This window comes from Rhizobium sp. 10N414 (genome assembly GCF_056394785.1).
Window position 1 is genome coordinate 1 of the sequence record NZ_JBFTIN010000029.1, and the last position, 15,288, is coordinate 15,288.

The 15,288-nt window shown below is 59.4% G+C and carries 17 protein-coding genes; 2 read left to right on the plus strand and 15 right to left on the minus strand.

Features of this window, described 5'->3' with window-relative positions; translation table 11 throughout:
- The 4 genes from AC1DE4_RS22365 to metG all read right to left on the minus strand — a co-directional run.
- Positions 1-1,106: ISNCY family transposase (locus AC1DE4_RS22365; protein WP_477883125.1), on the minus strand; the 1,106-nt coding region annotated here is incomplete at its 3' end.
- A gap of 324 nt (positions 1,107-1,430) precedes the next feature.
- On the minus strand, positions 1,431-2,261 hold the full coding sequence (locus AC1DE4_RS22370; RefSeq protein WP_477883127.1) for an MBL fold metallo-hydrolase: 831 nt from the start codon (positions 2,259-2,261) through the stop codon (positions 1,431-1,433).
- A 4-nt stretch (positions 2,262-2,265) separates the two neighbouring features.
- Positions 2,266-3,048 carry a TatD family hydrolase gene (locus AC1DE4_RS22375; RefSeq protein WP_113472155.1) on the minus strand — a complete coding sequence of 261 codons (783 nt, stop codon included), beginning with the start codon at positions 3,046-3,048 and terminating at the stop codon, positions 2,266-2,268.
- A gap of 7 nt (positions 3,049-3,055) precedes the next feature.
- Positions 3,056-4,606 (minus strand): methionine--tRNA ligase, encoded by a 1,551-nt coding sequence (gene metG, locus AC1DE4_RS22380; RefSeq protein ID WP_026371503.1) that lies wholly within the window; start codon positions 4,604-4,606, stop codon positions 3,056-3,058.
- Positions 4,607-4,842: 236 nt separating this feature from the next.
- Here metG and AC1DE4_RS22385 point away from each other — a divergent pair, with 236 nt between their 5' ends.
- Complete coding sequence (locus tag AC1DE4_RS22385) at positions 4,843-5,643, plus strand: sulfite exporter TauE/SafE family protein (RefSeq protein WP_192242038.1); 801 nt, start codon at positions 4,843-4,845, stop codon at positions 5,641-5,643.
- Here the strand turns inward: AC1DE4_RS22385 and AC1DE4_RS22390 are convergent, their stop codons facing one another.
- From AC1DE4_RS22390 to AC1DE4_RS22410, 5 genes are all read right to left on the minus strand, one after another.
- Entirely contained in the window at positions 5,644-6,666 is a 1,023-nt protein-coding gene (locus AC1DE4_RS22390) for a DNA polymerase III subunit delta' (RefSeq protein WP_113472154.1), read from the minus strand.
- A complete protein-coding gene (gene tmk / locus AC1DE4_RS22395; RefSeq protein ID WP_026371504.1) occupies positions 6,656-7,342 on the minus strand; it encodes a dTMP kinase in 687 nt (228 codons plus the stop codon). The genes AC1DE4_RS22390 and tmk overlap by 11 nt, the downstream gene beginning before the upstream one ends.
- Before the next feature lie 115 nt (positions 7,343-7,457).
- Positions 7,458-8,654 (minus strand): D-alanyl-D-alanine carboxypeptidase family protein, encoded by a 1,197-nt coding sequence (locus tag AC1DE4_RS22400; RefSeq protein ID WP_477883131.1) that lies wholly within the window; start codon positions 8,652-8,654, stop codon positions 7,458-7,460.
- Between the two features lie 70 nt (positions 8,655-8,724).
- Positions 8,725-9,825 carry a septal ring lytic transglycosylase RlpA family protein gene (locus AC1DE4_RS22405; protein WP_477883133.1) on the minus strand — a complete coding sequence of 367 codons (1,101 nt, stop codon included), beginning with the start codon at positions 9,823-9,825 and terminating at the stop codon, positions 8,725-8,727.
- A 1,002-nt stretch (positions 9,826-10,827) separates the two neighbouring features.
- Positions 10,828-11,682 carry a ParB N-terminal domain-containing protein gene (locus AC1DE4_RS22410; protein ID WP_477883135.1) on the minus strand — a complete coding sequence of 285 codons (855 nt, stop codon included), beginning with the start codon at positions 11,680-11,682 and terminating at the stop codon, positions 10,828-10,830.
- A gap of 251 nt (positions 11,683-11,933) precedes the next feature.
- On the opposite strand from AC1DE4_RS22410, the gene AC1DE4_RS22415 reads away from it, so the two are divergent.
- Positions 11,934-12,236: a hypothetical protein gene (locus AC1DE4_RS22415; protein ID WP_477883137.1), complete on the plus strand. Its 303-nt coding sequence runs from the start codon at positions 11,934-11,936 to the stop codon at positions 12,234-12,236.
- On the opposite strand, the gene AC1DE4_RS22420 is transcribed toward AC1DE4_RS22415, so the two are convergent.
- The 6 genes from AC1DE4_RS22420 to AC1DE4_RS22445 form a co-directional block, all read right to left on the minus strand.
- Complete coding sequence (locus AC1DE4_RS22420) at positions 12,216-12,560, minus strand: DUF982 domain-containing protein (RefSeq protein WP_477883139.1); 345 nt, start codon at positions 12,558-12,560, stop codon at positions 12,216-12,218. The two genes, AC1DE4_RS22415 and AC1DE4_RS22420, sit on opposite strands and share 21 nt — an antisense overlap.
- Positions 12,561-12,667: 107 nt before the next feature.
- Positions 12,668-13,018 carry a DUF1515 family protein gene (locus tag AC1DE4_RS22425; RefSeq protein WP_477883141.1) on the minus strand — a complete coding sequence of 117 codons (351 nt, stop codon included), beginning with the start codon at positions 13,016-13,018 and terminating at the stop codon, positions 12,668-12,670.
- 48 nt (positions 13,019-13,066) lie between these two features.
- Positions 13,067-13,444, minus strand: coding sequence for a hypothetical protein (locus AC1DE4_RS22430; RefSeq protein ID WP_477883142.1), 378 nt, complete (start codon positions 13,442-13,444; stop codon positions 13,067-13,069).
- Positions 13,441-13,632: a hypothetical protein gene (locus tag AC1DE4_RS22435; RefSeq protein WP_477883144.1), complete on the minus strand. Its 192-nt coding sequence runs from the start codon at positions 13,630-13,632 to the stop codon at positions 13,441-13,443. The genes AC1DE4_RS22430 and AC1DE4_RS22435 overlap by 4 nt, the downstream gene beginning before the upstream one ends.
- Complete coding sequence (locus AC1DE4_RS22440) at positions 13,629-14,369, minus strand: glycoside hydrolase family 19 protein (protein WP_477883146.1); 741 nt, start codon at positions 14,367-14,369, stop codon at positions 13,629-13,631. The genes AC1DE4_RS22435 and AC1DE4_RS22440 overlap by 4 nt, the downstream gene beginning before the upstream one ends.
- A gap of 413 nt (positions 14,370-14,782) precedes the next feature.
- Positions 14,783-15,280, minus strand: a complete 498-nt coding sequence (locus AC1DE4_RS22445; RefSeq protein WP_477883148.1) for a DUF7338 family protein — start codon at positions 15,278-15,280, stop codon at positions 14,783-14,785.
- Positions 15,281-15,288: the final 8 nt, after the last annotated feature.

Genomic DNA, 15,288 nt, shown 5'->3' on the forward strand with positions numbered 1-15,288 from the left:
TTCCAACGCACATCCAGCCGACCGTCCGCATAGGCATAGGTCTCGACATAGCGACCGACCAAACCACGCGTCACCTCTGTCTCCTCCAGCATGATCCGCTTGCGCTCGAACGAGAACGTCAGCTGCGCACCGACATAGCGCTGCTCGCGYTTGCAGAGGATCTCYKKCAAYCGATCCGGCGCCAGATTCATCGGCCGRTGCAGGTCRTCWSRSCGGGCAGGGACGATCGCAAATCGCGTATTGTAGTCCTCCACGAAGTCCSGCAAGAASGYATTGCCKGCCTCCATGGTRTCRATGCCAGAAAGCCGCAGTTCYTTGACCAACCGRTCCTGCAGCGTCCGGTTCATYCGCTCGACACGGCCCTTGGCYTGGCTCGAATTTGCGCAAAGAATCTCGATRTTTAGCTCGCAMAGCGCACGCCCGAACTGGGTCATSCCCTGGCCACCCTTGGCRTCCTTTTTAGGGACCCGGAACACCGTRTGCTTGTCGGAATAAAAGGCGATCGGAGCACCGTGATCCTTCAGGTAAAGCTCGAGCGCCTCGAAATAGCTGAAGGTGCTCTCCGAACGCACGAAGCGCAACTGCATCAGCTTGCCGGTCGCATCATCGACAAACACCAGCAGCGAGCAAGCCGGCCCGCGGTCCTCGAACCAGCGATGCTCGGAACCGTCGATCTGCACCAGTTCGCCATAGGCCTCGCGCCGCAATCGTGGCTGATGAAACGTCCGCCGCTGCTTGCGCGACAACCACAGTCCAGCATCGACCATCCAGCCGCGCACCGTCTCGCGCGACACACGCAACCCATCACGCTCGGCCAGCTTCTCCGTCGCCAAGGTCGGCCCGAAATCCGCATAGCGCTCGCCAACCAGCGTTACCGCATAATCGCGAACGCCGTCGCTGATCCGGTTGTTCGACGGTCGGCCAATCGCCTTGTGCCGGATCGACGCCGCGCCGCCAGTCCGCATCCGTTGCAGAAGCCGACGGACCTGGCGGGTGCTCAGGTCAAGCACATGCGCCGCTGACACCAGCGTCATCCGGCCGTCAATCACCTTCGACAAAACCTCGATCCGCTGCAGATCACGCTCGCTCATCGCAATCAATCCCATCTGCAATCTCCGCCGTCATCAAAACCGGGGAGAGAGTGACATTTCTACTTTGCAGAAACAGGACACTTTAACTTTGCGGCTACACCATTAGATCGGATAAGATAGATTATGGAACCATTGCGTATCTAGATCTGCGAAGAGGCTCATAACTATCAGCCGTACGCCAACATCGCCAAATCGCTTTTTCTTTCGGCGCTTATCGCTGGATGCTGATGTGCCGATTAAATCACTTCGCGCTTTCAGCGCCAGCGAAACAATAAAAACCGCGACACCTCAACAACAGGCAAACTGCGATCATTACGCCGCGCGACATCATGCAGGTCGTCAGCCGCTTTCCAGTTCGACCAGTTCGATATCGAAGCTCATCTGATCATAAGCCGGAACCACATGATCGGGCGTTTCGGCCATGACCGTGTCATAGTCGAGCGGCGTATGCATATGGGTCAGGATCGCCCGTTTCGGCTTCAGGCGCTTAATCCAGTCGAGCGATTGCTCGAGCGACAGATGGCTCGGATGATAGCGATATTGCAAGGCATCGATGATGAGGACGTCGAGCTCTTGAAGTTTTTCGACAGTTTCAGGCGGAAAGTCACTGATATCACTGCAATAAGCGACGTCGCCAACGCGAATGCCAAGCGAAAATATGTCGCCATGCTGCTGCAGGTGCGGTCGGATCGAGATCGTTCCGCCCCCGCCGCTGATCCGCACCGGGACGTCGAGGCTTCCGATGACCTTTGCTTCGACGATCGGCGGATAGTTGCTGCCGGGCGGCGTTTCAAGGCAGTAGCCGAACCCTTGTCGAATGCGGTCCATCGTCTCACGCGTGGCGTGAATCGGAACCCGCTGCTGCGCGCCATAGAAATAGCCACGCAGATCGTCGAGGCCATGGATGTGGTCGGCATGGGCATGAGTATAGAGGACGGCGTCGATGTGAGTGACGCGGGCCGCGATCATCTGCTCGCGAAAATCCGGCCCGGTATCGATGACAACGGTCGTGACGCCGCCGTTGTCATCATATTGCTGGACCATGAACGCCGCGCGGGTGCGGCGATTCTTCGGATTGGTCGGGTCGCAGGCACCCCAATCGCCAGTGATGCGTGGAACGCCGGGCGACGACGAACAGCCGAGAATGGTGAAACGCCGCCTGTAGCCCACGCTGTCAGATCCTCGGCATCTTTGAGAAAATGCGGAATGCGTTTTCGGTGGTGATCCGCGCCATCTCGGCATGGCTGAGGCCGAGCGTCTCGGCCAGAACCTCGGCCGTGTTCACGACATAGGACGGTTCGTTGCGCTTGCCGCGCCAGCGCTTTGGCGCAAGGTAGGGCGCGTCGGTCTCGACAAGAAGCCGATCCTGCGGCACCGTTTTGGCGATATCACGAAGTTCCTCCGACTTCGGGAAGGTCAGGATACCGGAGAAGGACACGTAGCCGCCCAGGTCGACGCCGATCCTTGCGAGTTCAGCGCCAGACGAGAAGCAATGGAGGATAAAGGGAAACGCCCCCTTCCCCATTTCCTCTGTCAGGATCGCAGCCATGTCTCCGTCGGCGCTGCGGCTATGGATTACGAGCGGCAGCTGCGTCTCGCGCGAAGCGTCAATGTGGCGCCGCAGCCCGGTCTGCTGGTCCTCCGGCTTTTGCGTATCGTAGAAATAGTCAAGGCCGGCCTCGCCGATCGCGACAATCTTCTCGTGGGCATTGGCCAGACGCACGAGATCTTCCGTCTGGATATCGAGCTCATCGCCCGCATTATTCGGATGCGTGCCGACGGAACAGAAAACAGACGGATATTTCTCGGTGATGGCCAGCAGCGCGTCCAGCTTGCGCACCCGCGTCGAGATCGTCACCATCTGCTTGACACCCGCGTCGTGGGCGCGCTTGACGATCTCGTCCCGCTGCTCCTCGAAGTCGGCGAAATCCAGATGGCAATGCGTATCGATCAGCATGAGGTCCTCACGCTTCCGGCGCGACGTAGCGCGGGAACACTGGCTTCGGCGCTTCGAGCGCCGTGCCTGCGATGAGGCGGCCGGCTTCGCCGAGCGCCGCGAAGTCGCGCTTGTCGGCAGGGGCCGCAACCAGATCAAGCAGCTTGCCGGCCGATTCAGGCACGAAAGGCTGCAACAGGATGGCAATCTGGCGGACGACCTCGGCCGTGACGTAGAGCACGGTGCCCATGCGTGCCGGATCGGTCTTCTTCAGCGCCCAGGGCTCCTGGCCGGCGAAGTAGCGGTCGGTCTCGGAAACGACAGCGATGATCGACGCGAGCGCGCGATGGATCAGCTGCTTGTTCATGTCGTCACGCGTCGACGCGAGCAGCGCGTCGGCCTGCGCCAGCATGGTCTTGTCCTCGTCCGTCAGCGGACCGCATTCCGGGACCTTGCCGTCGCAGTTCTTGACGATCATCGACAGCGAGCGGCTGGCAAGGTTTCCGATGCCGTTGGCAAGGTCGGAGTTGATGCGCGTGCCGATCGCCTCTTCGCTGTAGCTGCCGTCCTGACCGAAGGAGACTTCGCGGAGGAAGAAATAGCGCACCTGGTCGAGGCCGAAATGGTTCACCAGATTGACGGGATCGACGACGTTGCCGAGCGACTTCGACATCTTCTCGCCCTTGTTGAGCAGGAAGCCGTGCGCGAAGACGCGCTTGGGAAGCGGCAGCTTGGCGGACATCAGGAAGGCCGGCCAGTAGACCGCGTGGAAGCGGATGATGTCCTTGCCGATGATATGAACGTCCGCCGGCCAGTACTTGGCGCGGGGACCGTTGCGATCCTCGATGTACCCGGTCGCCGTAATGTAGTTGGTCAGGGCATCGACCCAGACATACATGACGTGATCAGGGTCGTTCGGCACCTTGATGCCCCAATCGAAGGTCGTGCGTGAAATCGAGAGATCCTTCAGTCCCGACTTGACGAAGGAGATGACCTCGTTGCGCCGCTCGGCAGGCCCGATGAAGTCAGGGTTGGCTTCGTAGTGCGCGAGCAGCTTGTCCTGATATTCGGAAAGCTTGAAGAAGTAGCTGGCCTCTTCTACCCATTCGACAGGCGTGCCTTGCGGTCCGTAGCGCACGCCATCGGCGCGCAGCTCCGTCTCGCTTCCCTGATAGTAGGCTTCGTCGCGAACCGAGTACCAGCCGGCATAAGAATCCTTGTAGATGTCGCCATTGTCAGCCATCAGGTTCCAGATGTTCTGCGACGTCTCGTGGTGACGCTCCTGCGTCGTGCGAATGAAGTCGTCGTTCGAGGCGTTGAGGAGCTGCCCCATCGACTGGAACGCACTGGAATTGCGATCTGCAAGCTCCTGGGCCGACATACCCTCGGCTCGGGCCGTCTGCTGCATCTTCTGGCCGTGCTCGTCGGTACCCGTCAGGAAGAAGACATCCTTGCCGTCGAGGCGCTGGTAGCGCGCCATTGCGTCCGTCGCAATCAGCTCGTAGGCATGGCCGATGTGCGGCTTGCCGTTCGGGTATGAAATCGCGGTGGTGATGTAAAACGGTGTCTTCTCTGTCATGGCGGCCATTCGTGTCCGGCTTACTCTATAAAATTTGTCAGCCGCTCTTAGCGCAAGTCATGGCGAAGCGAAACAGCAAGTTTCGAAAGCAGGCGATTTGCCGTTCGCCGGCGTGCTGCACTTGACTCGATTCTGGGCGCATTCTACCCAAAGAAAATTCAAAGGGCGGGCATCAGCGACGTGACATATTCAGCACTCGGCAGCACCATTCACGCGCAGGGCTCGAGGTCTCCTATTTGACCGACCTTTTCAGCTTCAATCCCCTCTATTCCCTCTCCGGGCTTCTTGTCGGCGCCTTGGTCGGCATTACGGGTGTCGGTGGCGGGTCGCTGATGACGCCGTTGCTGGTACTTCTCTTCGGGGTTCATCCAGCGACAGCCGTCGGAACCGATCTGCTCTACGCAGCTTTGACCAAGACAGCCGGAACAGCAGTTCACGGCATGCATGGCAGGGTGAATTGGCGCATTGTAGGCTGCCTGGCTGCCGGAAGCGTCCCGGCCGCCCTGCTGACGCTCTGGCTGATGGCGGGAGTCGATCGTAGGAGCGTCGAGGTCGCCCACACGATTACAATGGCCCTTGGTTGGTTGCTTGTCATGACCGCGTTTATGCTGGTCTTTCGCAAGCAAGTCCTCGCGCTCGCGCTTCGCTCGATTGGAGAGCGCTCGCCGCCCAAGCCGCTCACGATCGCCATCTGGACAATGGTCCTCGGGCTGGTGCTAGGCACCCTCGTGACGCTGACGTCGGTGGGCGCAGGGGCGCTCGGCGTGACGGTACTGCTGGTCCTCTACCCGCGCCTCGATGTTCGCGAAATTGTTGGCTCCGATATCGTTCACGCCGTCCCGCTGACACTGATCGGCGGGATGGGCTACTGGGTGATCGGCGAGATCAACTGGGGAATGCTGTTTGCCCTGCTGGTCGGCTCGATCCCCGGGATTATCGCGGGCAGCCTGATCGCACCTAAGCTCCACGAACGGACAATCCGCATCGTGCTGGCGCTGACGCTTGCCGTCGTCGCATGGAAGCTGCTGGCAACCTGATCAGGGGCCGGGCTGCTTGATATCTCCAAGGATGCTGAGGATCGTCTGCTTGCGATCCAGATTGTAGGCATCCGAAACGGTCAGCCGCTCGCCAATGTCTGAATGCAGGCGGGCCAGCCTCTCCGCGGCAGCCACCTGCCCTGCCATCGCCGCAGCCCGTGCCTTCTGCATCAAGTCCTCGCCGACGTGGCCGGTGAAAAATTCAAAGATTGTGTCACTGTCCTTCCCGGAAAGCGCATCCGCCAGCCGATGCATAGCCCTGCGGGCAGATGCCCCCTGCGCACCCAATACATCGTTGTAAGCAGCGATGATATCGCTGCCGCCGTAGTTCACCAGCTTCAGCGCCTCGCCTACGCTGCCATTTGCCGCCGCAAGCAAGTCGCGGTTGGCCTCGATACCGAGATGGGCGAGCGCCGCACCGAGAGCACTGTCGTCAAGCGGCGCGAGCTTCAGCGGCAGGCAGCGCGAACGAATGGTTGGAAGCAGCTTGCCGGGCGCATGGGAGATAAGCAGGAACAGTGCGCGTTTCGGCGGCTCCTCGAGGATTTTCAGGATCGCATTCGCGGCATTGCGGTTCATGTCATCGGCAGGATCGATGATGACAATGCGCCAATTGCCGGTGCCCGACGTCTGCGAGAAGAAGCGCCCTGCCCGCCTGACCTCATCGACCGTGATTGCGGATTTCATCTTCCCCGTCTTTTCATCGACGGGCCGCGCCAGGTGCAGCAGGTTATGCGAGGCGCCCGAGGCGATCTGGCGGCTGACAGGAGAGGCCGGATCCGGATCCTCCAACCGATCCGGCGCGCCGGCCGGATCCGGATGCGTCAGGACATGATTGGCGAAGCGGAAGGCAAGCGTTGCCTTGCCGACGCCCGGCGGTCCCTCGATCAGGATCGCATGGTGGCCCTTGCCCGACCGATACGACTGCGCGAGGAAGGCCTCGGCGTCATCATGGCCGAATAGCTTCATGTTTTCGGCTGGCCAGATGGCACCGTCAAGCAATCCCGGTCGTTCATCGTTCATGAGTTGCTTCCGCTAACTTGGTCGCTGTCGCATGCGGCAGTTGCCGCCAGACGGTCTCCAGAACCTCGGCGGCAATGACCTCTTCGGACCGCGTTGCATCGATGACGTGGCAACGGTCAGGCTCCCGGGCGGCGATATCGAGAAACGCTTCTCGGCGCTTCTCGTGGGTTTCGAGCTCCTCCTTCTCGAAGCGGTCCGGGGCGACGTCGCCAGCAGCGCCTCGCCTCCGGGCGCGCTCGAGACCCGCCAGCGCCGGCAGATCGAAGACAAGCGTGCAGTCGGGAACGATACCATTGACCGCGACGCGCTGCAGCGCCTCGATGAATTCCGACTCAAGATTCCCGGTCACGCCTTGATAGACCCGCGACGAATCCATGAAGCGATCGCAAAGGACCACCTTGCCGGTCATCAAAGCCGGCCGGATGACTTCCTCGACGTGATCATTGCGTGCCGCTGCGAAGAGGATTGCCTCCATGCGGGTTCCAAAGGCTTCGGCAGCACCCGAAAGAAGCACGTGACGCACAGCCTCGGCGCCCGGAGAACCGCCCGGCTCCCGTGTCAAAAGCACGTCATGACCGCGGGCACGGAGAGACTCAGCAAGGCGGCGGATCTGCGTCGACTTGCCCGCGCCCTCCCCGCCTTCAAACGTTACAAACAACCCAGTACCGGATGGCAATGACTAATTCCTGCATTACGGCGGTCACCCGCACCACTGCCGTACATTTAACGGAAGGCAGCGAAAAGCGAAACCGCTCGACGGTAACTCTCACCCTGAATAGCGAATTCGGCGATCAGGTGGGTTCGGGCTTATCCCACAGCCAGGAGAACAACAGCGTCTCGCCGAGTTCCATCAGCGCGTCGACGGCACGGCGGCTCAAAGAGCCAACCGCCACGGTCTCCTTCGTATAAAGGGGTACCTCACGCAACAGGCGACCGCCCGCGAAGATGCGCAGCGTCCCTATTTCATGGCCGGCCTCCACGGGAGCCATCAACGGCCAATGGTAGACGATGCGCGCCGACAGCCGCTCGGGATTGCTGATCGGTACATAGACACTCACGGGCGTCTTTGCGACGAGATCAACGCTTCGCGAGGTTCCACCGTAGACGCTTGCTTCGCCGATCACCTCGGCGTCGGCGAAAATCTGACGGCTTTCGAAGGCGGTCAGCCCCCATTCGAGCACACGCTTGGCCTCTTCGGTGCGCTCCTTGTCGGAGGCAATGCCGCCCAGGGCCATGAAGAGCCGCCGGCCATCGCGTTCGGCGGAGGCGACGATGGAATAGCCCTCTCCCTCGGCAAAGCCGGTCGCCAGGCCATCAACACCCATGCCGAAACCAAGCAAAGGATTGCGGTTGCGCTGGAAAATCCTGTTCCACTCGAAATCAGGCTGCGCAAAATAGGAATAGAGGTTCGGATAGGACATTTGCAGTTCCGCCGCCAACGTCACCATGTCGAGCGCCGTCGTCCTGCTTTTGCCGTCAGGCAGCCCGGTCGAATTCCCGAAGATGGACCGCTCCATACCGAGCGTTTTAGCACGCCGCGTCATAGCAGCCGCAAAGGCCGGCTCACTGCCGCTCATGCCTTCAGCGAGAACGATGCAGCTGTCGTTGGCGCCCTGAATGGCAATGCCTTTGATCAGATCCTCGACGCGGACGTTCGACTTGAGCGCGGCAAACATCGTTGCCGTGCGCGACGGCGCCCCCCCAGTTCGCCAGGCGTATTCCGAAACCGGATACTGCGTGTCGAGGGTGATCTGGTTCTTCGAAAGGGCGTCGAAGACGAGATCCACCGTCATCAGCTTCGCGAGTGACGCCGGCGAGAAGGTCTGATTCTCGTTCTTGGCAAGAAGCACGGTCCGGGTAGACGCCTCGACCATGTAGGCTTGGGCCGCCTTGGTCACGAATGAAGCGTTGGCATCACCGCTCGCGGCAGCGGCAACCGTTGCGAAAGGCAGAAGGCAAACACAGAGGCCAACGAAACGCTTGAACACCGAAAAACCCCACAGCTCGGTCGAGCTCGACGATGCTAACAACGGACCTGGAGCGACGCAATGGCCGCCGTTACTCGCCGCGCGCGGCGGCTGTCTTTTGACGCTTGACGGATGCCAGGATCGAGTCCTGCGTGAGGCCGTCGTTGCGAACCATCACGGCGTCGAAAGCGAGTTCGACGGTAACAGTTTTGGCGCCCTGTTCCTGATACCCCATTGCGAGAGAGCGCTGCCCTCCATAGGGGCGTTCATATGGGAAAGGGCCAAATTCCGGGAGGACGATCATCTGAGTGGCCGCCGGCTCCGCCAGGGGCGCGACGCCGCCAAAAGACGGTGACGGCATCGGCGTCGGGACAGGCGCAGCATTGTAGCGCGCGCTCGGAGTCGAGCCGGCATAGGACGTCGCCGAGACCGGCACAGGAACATTCTCCGGCTCGGGCGCGAAACCGCCGAAGCTCTGGAGCTGGTCTGCGGTTATGCGCTTGCTGTTGGAGGCGACCATGACACCGGTGGCAATCTGCCCGCCACCCGGGTTGATGCCCGGAATGCGGCTGCCCTTCGGCACATAGGAGGCCATCAGATAAGGCATATCATGCCCATCCATCCGGGCACGCCCCACATACTGGACGCGGACGTTTCCGGTACCGCTGTGCTGCAGGTCAAGCATATCCGCCGTCTTATTGGACAGGTCGATAATGCGCCCTTCGTGATACGGACCACGATCGTTGACACGCACGATAATGGACGCGCCGTTTTCCGTATTCGTCACGCGTGCATAGCTCGGCAGCGGAAACGTTGGATGCGCGGCGGAAAGGTGCATCTGGTCATAGACTTCGCCGTTCGCCGTCAAACGGCCATGAAAGGCCGAGCCGTACCACGACGCAACACCAACCTTGTTGTAGGAGAAATCTTCCTTCGGGTAGTACCACCTCCCCTTCACCACGTAGGGGTCCCCGACCATATAGCGGCCGCCGCCCTTCGGGATGTTGTTGCCGGTGGCAACACGGGGGCTGGCCTTGACGCCGTATTCCTTCTCCGAGAAATACTCCTTGCCGTGAGCGCGCTTTGTGGGCGTAGGCGAGGAACCGCAAGCCGTAACCGTTGCGCAGATCAGCGACAGCCCTACCCATCGCATTCCCGTTGCGAATGACGCCGCCCCGTACTCTCGTTTCATATGTCCCACGCCGCTCAAGACCGTTATGGTTAAGAAATCTGCCCGATCCGGGCAAGACACCCCTAATCCCACCAACCTAACGAGACTTTAATCATGCGGCCTTCATGGCAAATTTGCGAAGCATTTCGCCAAGATAGGGACAATTCTAATTAATATGGTTAATAATTCACTAATTTAAGATTCTGAATAACGCAGTCGGTTCAGCCCGGCTGGGCGTTTCAGCAACGGGGAGCTTCTCCCCTCCGCGGCCCTTCGGGTACCGTACAGAACCAGTTGACGCTGCCGCCGAACGGCTTTAAACGCTGCATAGCCTGAGCTGATGGCGTCAGGCAACCGCAGGTGCGCGGGTTTCGAGCCCGCTTCAAATCAACTGCATGGAAGAGTGTCCGAGTGGTTTAAGGAACCGGTCTTGAAATTCGGTTCACGGCATCCTCCATCGCCAACAGTCATCCTCGGACATACTGAAGCGTAAGGCGAAGCACCAACCACGGTGCCTTTTTGTACTATCGCATTTGATATCGTGCTACCGAGTTGGGTAGCAAAATGGTAGCAAATCGTTCCTGCGATGTTCACCTAAGGCTTCCGTTCTCCAGTCTCGCCGCTACCTCTAGTCTTCGCAATCCCTTTCGCGCTCCAGAATCGACACCATTTCCTTTAGGGCTTCGATCGTTACTACAATCTCGCAGAGTTTTCGGTCGTTATCTCCGGCCCCTGCCATAACGTTTATAGAGACCGGTGTTCCTAGCTTTTCGTTCTCGGGATAATACCCCGTAGATGCCTGCCCAACGGCCCCGAACTGCAGGTATCGATCCGAGACGACACAATTTACGGCTCGAGGGCCGCGCCTATTCCAAATTCGCCGCCAAGTGCTCACTGGAAATCTTATCGGGCCGCTGTTCATTCATTTCTCCTGTGAAAGCTTCAAAGGAGCTTTGCGCAGCGGAGACTGTTTGACAATTGATGTGGTGCCCGGGCCTCGACTTCGAACCGCACGGAGCCGTGTCAGGCGGCCCGCACCACGGATTGTCGACGCTTCTTGCATTTCCTGAACCATGTGATCGCCAATGCTCTCCAGAAAGTAACCTTATGGCTCGCGGCAAAGATTTTAGCTTCATCCTCTGCAGTGAAGAGCAGATCGACGATGGCGTTAGTGAGATCCTCCGGTGTGATGAGGTCCGCATATTCGGGATCGGTCATCAACAACTCGACGGCCTTGATCTGGGTTGCGGTTAGTGGCCCGCGCTCGGCATTTGCCAGAACCTCAAGGATTTCCCGTGCCATTTTAGAGCCGCGTCTATTTATCAACGCCTCTATCTGCTTTACCGCAATGGTCTGTCGGGAGCCTGTGCCGGTGTACGAGTTGGTTGCCTTCAAGACTTTGATATTCGCCCGAGTGCAAACCAGCTCAAGTGTCTGCGCATCTTCGTCAGCAGCTGCTAGCGCGGCTTGGTGAAGCTGCAATGTTGTGACGCCGAGGCGATCAGTGTTTTGCCCAATGAATGCCTTTGCTTGAGCTATGGTATCTTCGGCATCAACGATCATAACGGGTATCAACGCGACGTGCGGATTGGAAGCGGCGGCGATTGCAGTATGCTGCCCATCCAAAACCTTCAGAATTGTGCGGCCGTCGCATTCCGCATACGCGCAGACAGGCGGTTTGAATTTTGCCCAATCAAATCCTTCGATTATCCGCCGGATCTGGCGAAGGCCTTTCTCGCTGACGTTCCGCTGATAAGCAGGATCCACGTGAAGTGTAGCTGGGTCTACTACCTCACATATGGGCATTCCAGTTTCAGGCGCCATCGGCACCAAGCCTGCAACACTTATAGGGGCAATCGGTCGGATGTTGTCTTGCATGGGAACTCCCTCACCTTGGTGTGGGGAGACTGAGATTTCGCCGGCCAAGAAGATAACCGAGATTTTGAATAGCCTTTCGGCGGCCTTAAGCTCCACAGCTTGGCGGTCCGTAATGGGTCATCCTGTGGAAAACCGCCTGAGGCTTGACCGCGCTCTGCGCCATCGCCATTTCTTCAGTTGCTCGGGCGGGAGCATTCCAACAATCCATCGACATCATGCGGCTGTCGGCAACCTCTTCAAGGAGAGGCGCTATGCGCGTGTCTGCCTACCAACCCAAACACAAATGGCGCCGCACGAAGCTCGACGACAACGACGTACCGACGGATAACGACTGGTCCGGGTATGACGGGGAGATTGTCGTGGGGAGGATTCAGAGGCAGCCGCACGGCCCGATGAAGGGCAAATGGCTCTGGTCGGCTCATGGGCCGAGGGCGGCTAAGCGCCTTCTTCCGCATCAAGGCTATGAAGCCGAAGGCCGGGAGGCCATGCGGAAAGTCGAGGAGTATTATGATAGGCTGCTGGCAGCCAATGGCTTAAGCCCCGGCGTCAAGTGATCGCTGCCCGCGCTTGGCCTTGGGTCGCTTCTCGCCCCGCACCTGTATGTATTCTTCTTTGACCATGAGCATCTCAGCGGCCAGAGCTGCGGCGACGAAAGCCGCACGAGCCTGCTCCGGGTCTCTGTGGCCTTCCATGGCCTCAAGGCACATGGTTTGCGCAACCACCCATTCCTTGCCACGATGATCTTCCGGCCACCGGTAAAGCAGGCTGTAGGCCAGATCGCTCAACGTACAGTGCCGGCGCATGTTGATGCCCTTGCGCTTTTCAACGCACACCAACACGTCGCGGATACTGATGTGCTCACCTATGTATTCTGCCATTCACGTCACCTCTGGCCGAATCAGGTGAGCATAAAATCCTGCCAGTCAATACACGTTTTTAAGATTCTTCTAATTCGTTCGCTAGGTGACAAAGCTAGTCGCTCTCCCTACACCGCCTTTAGAAACTCCAGCACCCGATGGAACGCGCCAGCCAAGGTGATGCCAAGCGCCGTGCCGCCGATCCCTACGACGCCCAGAGCACCCAGCCCCATGAGTTTCCATCGCTTCACGTCGTCGGTAACTGGGCGCATCTCTGAGACATCCTCCTGAACGGCCGCGACATTCCCCTCGACTTTTCCGAGCCGATCAACAAGCTGATCCATCCGGGAATGCACAGCGGCTCGGCTGCTGTCGGATTTAATTTCGGATTGCCGAAAGGCGTCACGCAGATTGCGGACCTCGGCGAGCACTTCCCCCATCTGCTGATGCAGACGCGGATCATATTCCGTTGGCGTCAATTCCCCTGCCCCTTCAAATGCGCATTCAAATGCACTGTTTCGATGCTGCTATTTGCTTCGCCACTTGGCGAGGATCTGCTCACCGGCCTTGCCGATGAAGAGAGAACCGACGATAGCCCCCATCCAATCGCTCAGTGGAGGCGGTAAAGCGGCGATAGTCCATTCCTGGGGGTATGCGCAGTCACGGCACCAAAGCACGCTGTAGACGCACACAGCGCCGAACCAGAAGCCAGCCGGAGCGAGGAATAGGACCGGGAACCACCAGCCTCGACCGGTGAGCACCTGGGCCTGTGCGTTGACGTAGCTCTGCACGGCCTCCGTCTTGATCCGCTCGCGCTCGGTCGTGGCATCGGTGTTCTTGTCGATCGTATCGAGGATCCGGTCCAGCGGCCCTTTAAAGAAGCCGAGGATGAGAGACCCGATCATCTCTTCCAGCCCATCCGGTGGGCGATGACATAGGCCAACTCAGTCAACGCCCCAATGCCCAAGCCAGCGAGCATAAGCACATCCGGATCGGTCGCGAGGGTGTTGCCAGTCCCGGCGTCGAGGAATCCCTTGGCGATGAGTGCGCCAGCGATATACCGGCATGCAATTCTTGCGATAACAGCGGTCATGCTTCTTTCCTCGTGAAAACGGCAGCAATTGCCTTGATGATAGCGGCTAGCCAGTTGCCATCAGAAACCTGCTGCGGCTCGATGGTGGCGATGGGCTTGGGGATTGGTGCCGGCTCTGGAGCGGGTGTGACAACTGGAACGCCGCCAGCCTCTTTGATGGCCGAAAGGAAGGCCGCGTAATAGCCGCCGATCAGTTCCCACTTGTCGGTCACGTTGACCGTGCGGCGCGCGTTCTTGAGGTCATCAGGACCGTTTGTGGGCAAGTAGGAGGCAATCCCCTTCCCGGCTCCGTTCCATCGGCCGTCAAGAAGTCCCTTGATCATCACCACGGCCGAGATGATCGGATCAAGCATCTTGTCGGGATAGGCCACGAGATCATAGGCGGCGTCGGCTGAGGACGTGTCATAGTTCTTCAGCCAGGTGAGCTGTACCTGTCCGCGACCGTAATAGACATGGCCGTATTTGCCCGCTGGCTTGCCATACTCTCGCTTGGCGACGATCCGGCGGGCGCTGGCGTCATCCTTCGCAAACCCCTCTCTAACTGGAACCATGCGGGCGCCGGTCTCGTGGTAGGCCGTGGCGAGAGCATAGGCGAGCGTCTTGTCTCGTCCATCTCCATGAGTGGCGAAGGCATCCAGAATGCCGTTGATACCGTCCACCTGCGACTGGCTGAGAGACGTGCCGAGGATGCCAGACGTGCGACGGCGCAACGCGGCGAAAAATACCGTGCGGTCCATAGAGAAGTTCCAGATTTGAATGTTGTGGTTTCCCGCACTCGACTCTCGGTCGGGGGAAACGCCCATTACATTAGAGTTTTCCACTAGCGGTAGGCTTGGATACCACTATTGCAGTACGTGCGATCGATGGCCGGTTGTGCTTTCATAGGCCGCGGCCCGGATGCGGCCGTTTCCTGTGACAATGCTCTGAGGTCCGCGAACACCCCTGCGGACCTCTCACTCACTCCCCAAAGTGTTGAGCCCATCTATGCAAACGAAGAGGTCGCGCTTTTTCAGTGGTGCGATATCCTCGTATAGCTTGCAGATTTGTCTGTGAGCAGGGCACCGCACACGGCCGAGCGGAACCCCAACGCGACCACTGTGCGCCTCTGTCAACAGCCAGGCCGCTGCCCGTGCGGCGGCCTCGGCGTTGTTTAGAAAGGCTTGGCCTTGAGCAAGTACCGCCCCGCAATGGCCTCGTGCTTCCATCCGAACCAGCGGCCCTTGTGGCGATAGCCGAAGATGCGGCGGCCTGATTTCAGTTCGATCGCGGTCCAGTAGGAGACCGGCGGGTAAGGCTCGCCGCTCTTGAAGATCAGCTTGGAGCCGTCCGACGGATATCCGAGGATGAACCCATTGAACCGGCCGCCGGGGTTGCGGCAGATCCAGCAGACCCGCTGCCACCAGAGCTTTGCGCCCTTGGCGTTGGGATCGTAGCCGTCGATCGATTGTTCTATCCCGCCGTCAAGGCTGGCGTCGTGGGTATAGAGCAGCGAGAAGAGGCGAACCTCATTCTTGCCCGCCATCATGGAGATGCCAGCAATCACCGGGGACAGAGACCACGCTGTCAGCGTCACCAGCCATGATATAGGCATGAGGAAGGGATAGATCGCGACCGATAGCGGCGCGAGCCGGAAGATTTTCCAGAACATGGAGAGAG

Coding starts and splice junctions, on each gene's coding strand:
- AC1DE4_RS22415 (WP_477883137.1), top strand. CDS start 11,934: ATGCGCGTGTCTGCCTACCAACCCAAACACAAATGGCGCCGCACGAAG.
- AC1DE4_RS22445 (WP_477883148.1), bottom strand. CDS start 15,280: ATGTTCTGGAAAATCTTCCGGCTCGCGCCGCTATCGGTCGCGATCTAT.
- AC1DE4_RS22420 (WP_477883139.1), bottom strand. CDS start 12,560: ATGGCAGAATACATAGGTGAGCACATCAGTATCCGCGACGTGTTGGTG.
- AC1DE4_RS22410 (WP_477883135.1), bottom strand. CDS start 11,682: ATGCAAGACAACATCCGACCGATTGCCCCTATAAGTGTTGCAGGCTTG.
- AC1DE4_RS22405 (WP_477883133.1), bottom strand. CDS start 9,825: ATGAAACGAGAGTACGGGGCGGCGTCATTCGCAACGGGAATGCGATGG.
- AC1DE4_RS22375 (WP_113472155.1), bottom strand. CDS start 3,048: ATGCTGATCGATACGCATTGCCATCTGGATTTCGCCGACTTCGAGGAG.
- AC1DE4_RS22390 (WP_113472154.1), bottom strand. CDS start 6,666: ATGAACGATGAACGACCGGGATTGCTTGACGGTGCCATCTGGCCAGCC.
- AC1DE4_RS22430 (WP_477883142.1), bottom strand. CDS start 13,444: ATGATCGGGTCTCTCATCCTCGGCTTCTTTAAAGGGCCGCTGGACCGG.
- AC1DE4_RS22435 (WP_477883144.1), bottom strand. CDS start 13,632: ATGACCGCTGTTATCGCAAGAATTGCATGCCGGTATATCGCTGGCGCA.
- metG (WP_026371503.1), bottom strand. CDS start 4,606: ATGACAGAGAAGACACCGTTTTACATCACCACCGCGATTTCATACCCG.
- AC1DE4_RS22440 (WP_477883146.1), bottom strand. CDS start 14,369: ATGGACCGCACGGTATTTTTCGCCGCGTTGCGCCGTCGCACGTCTGGC.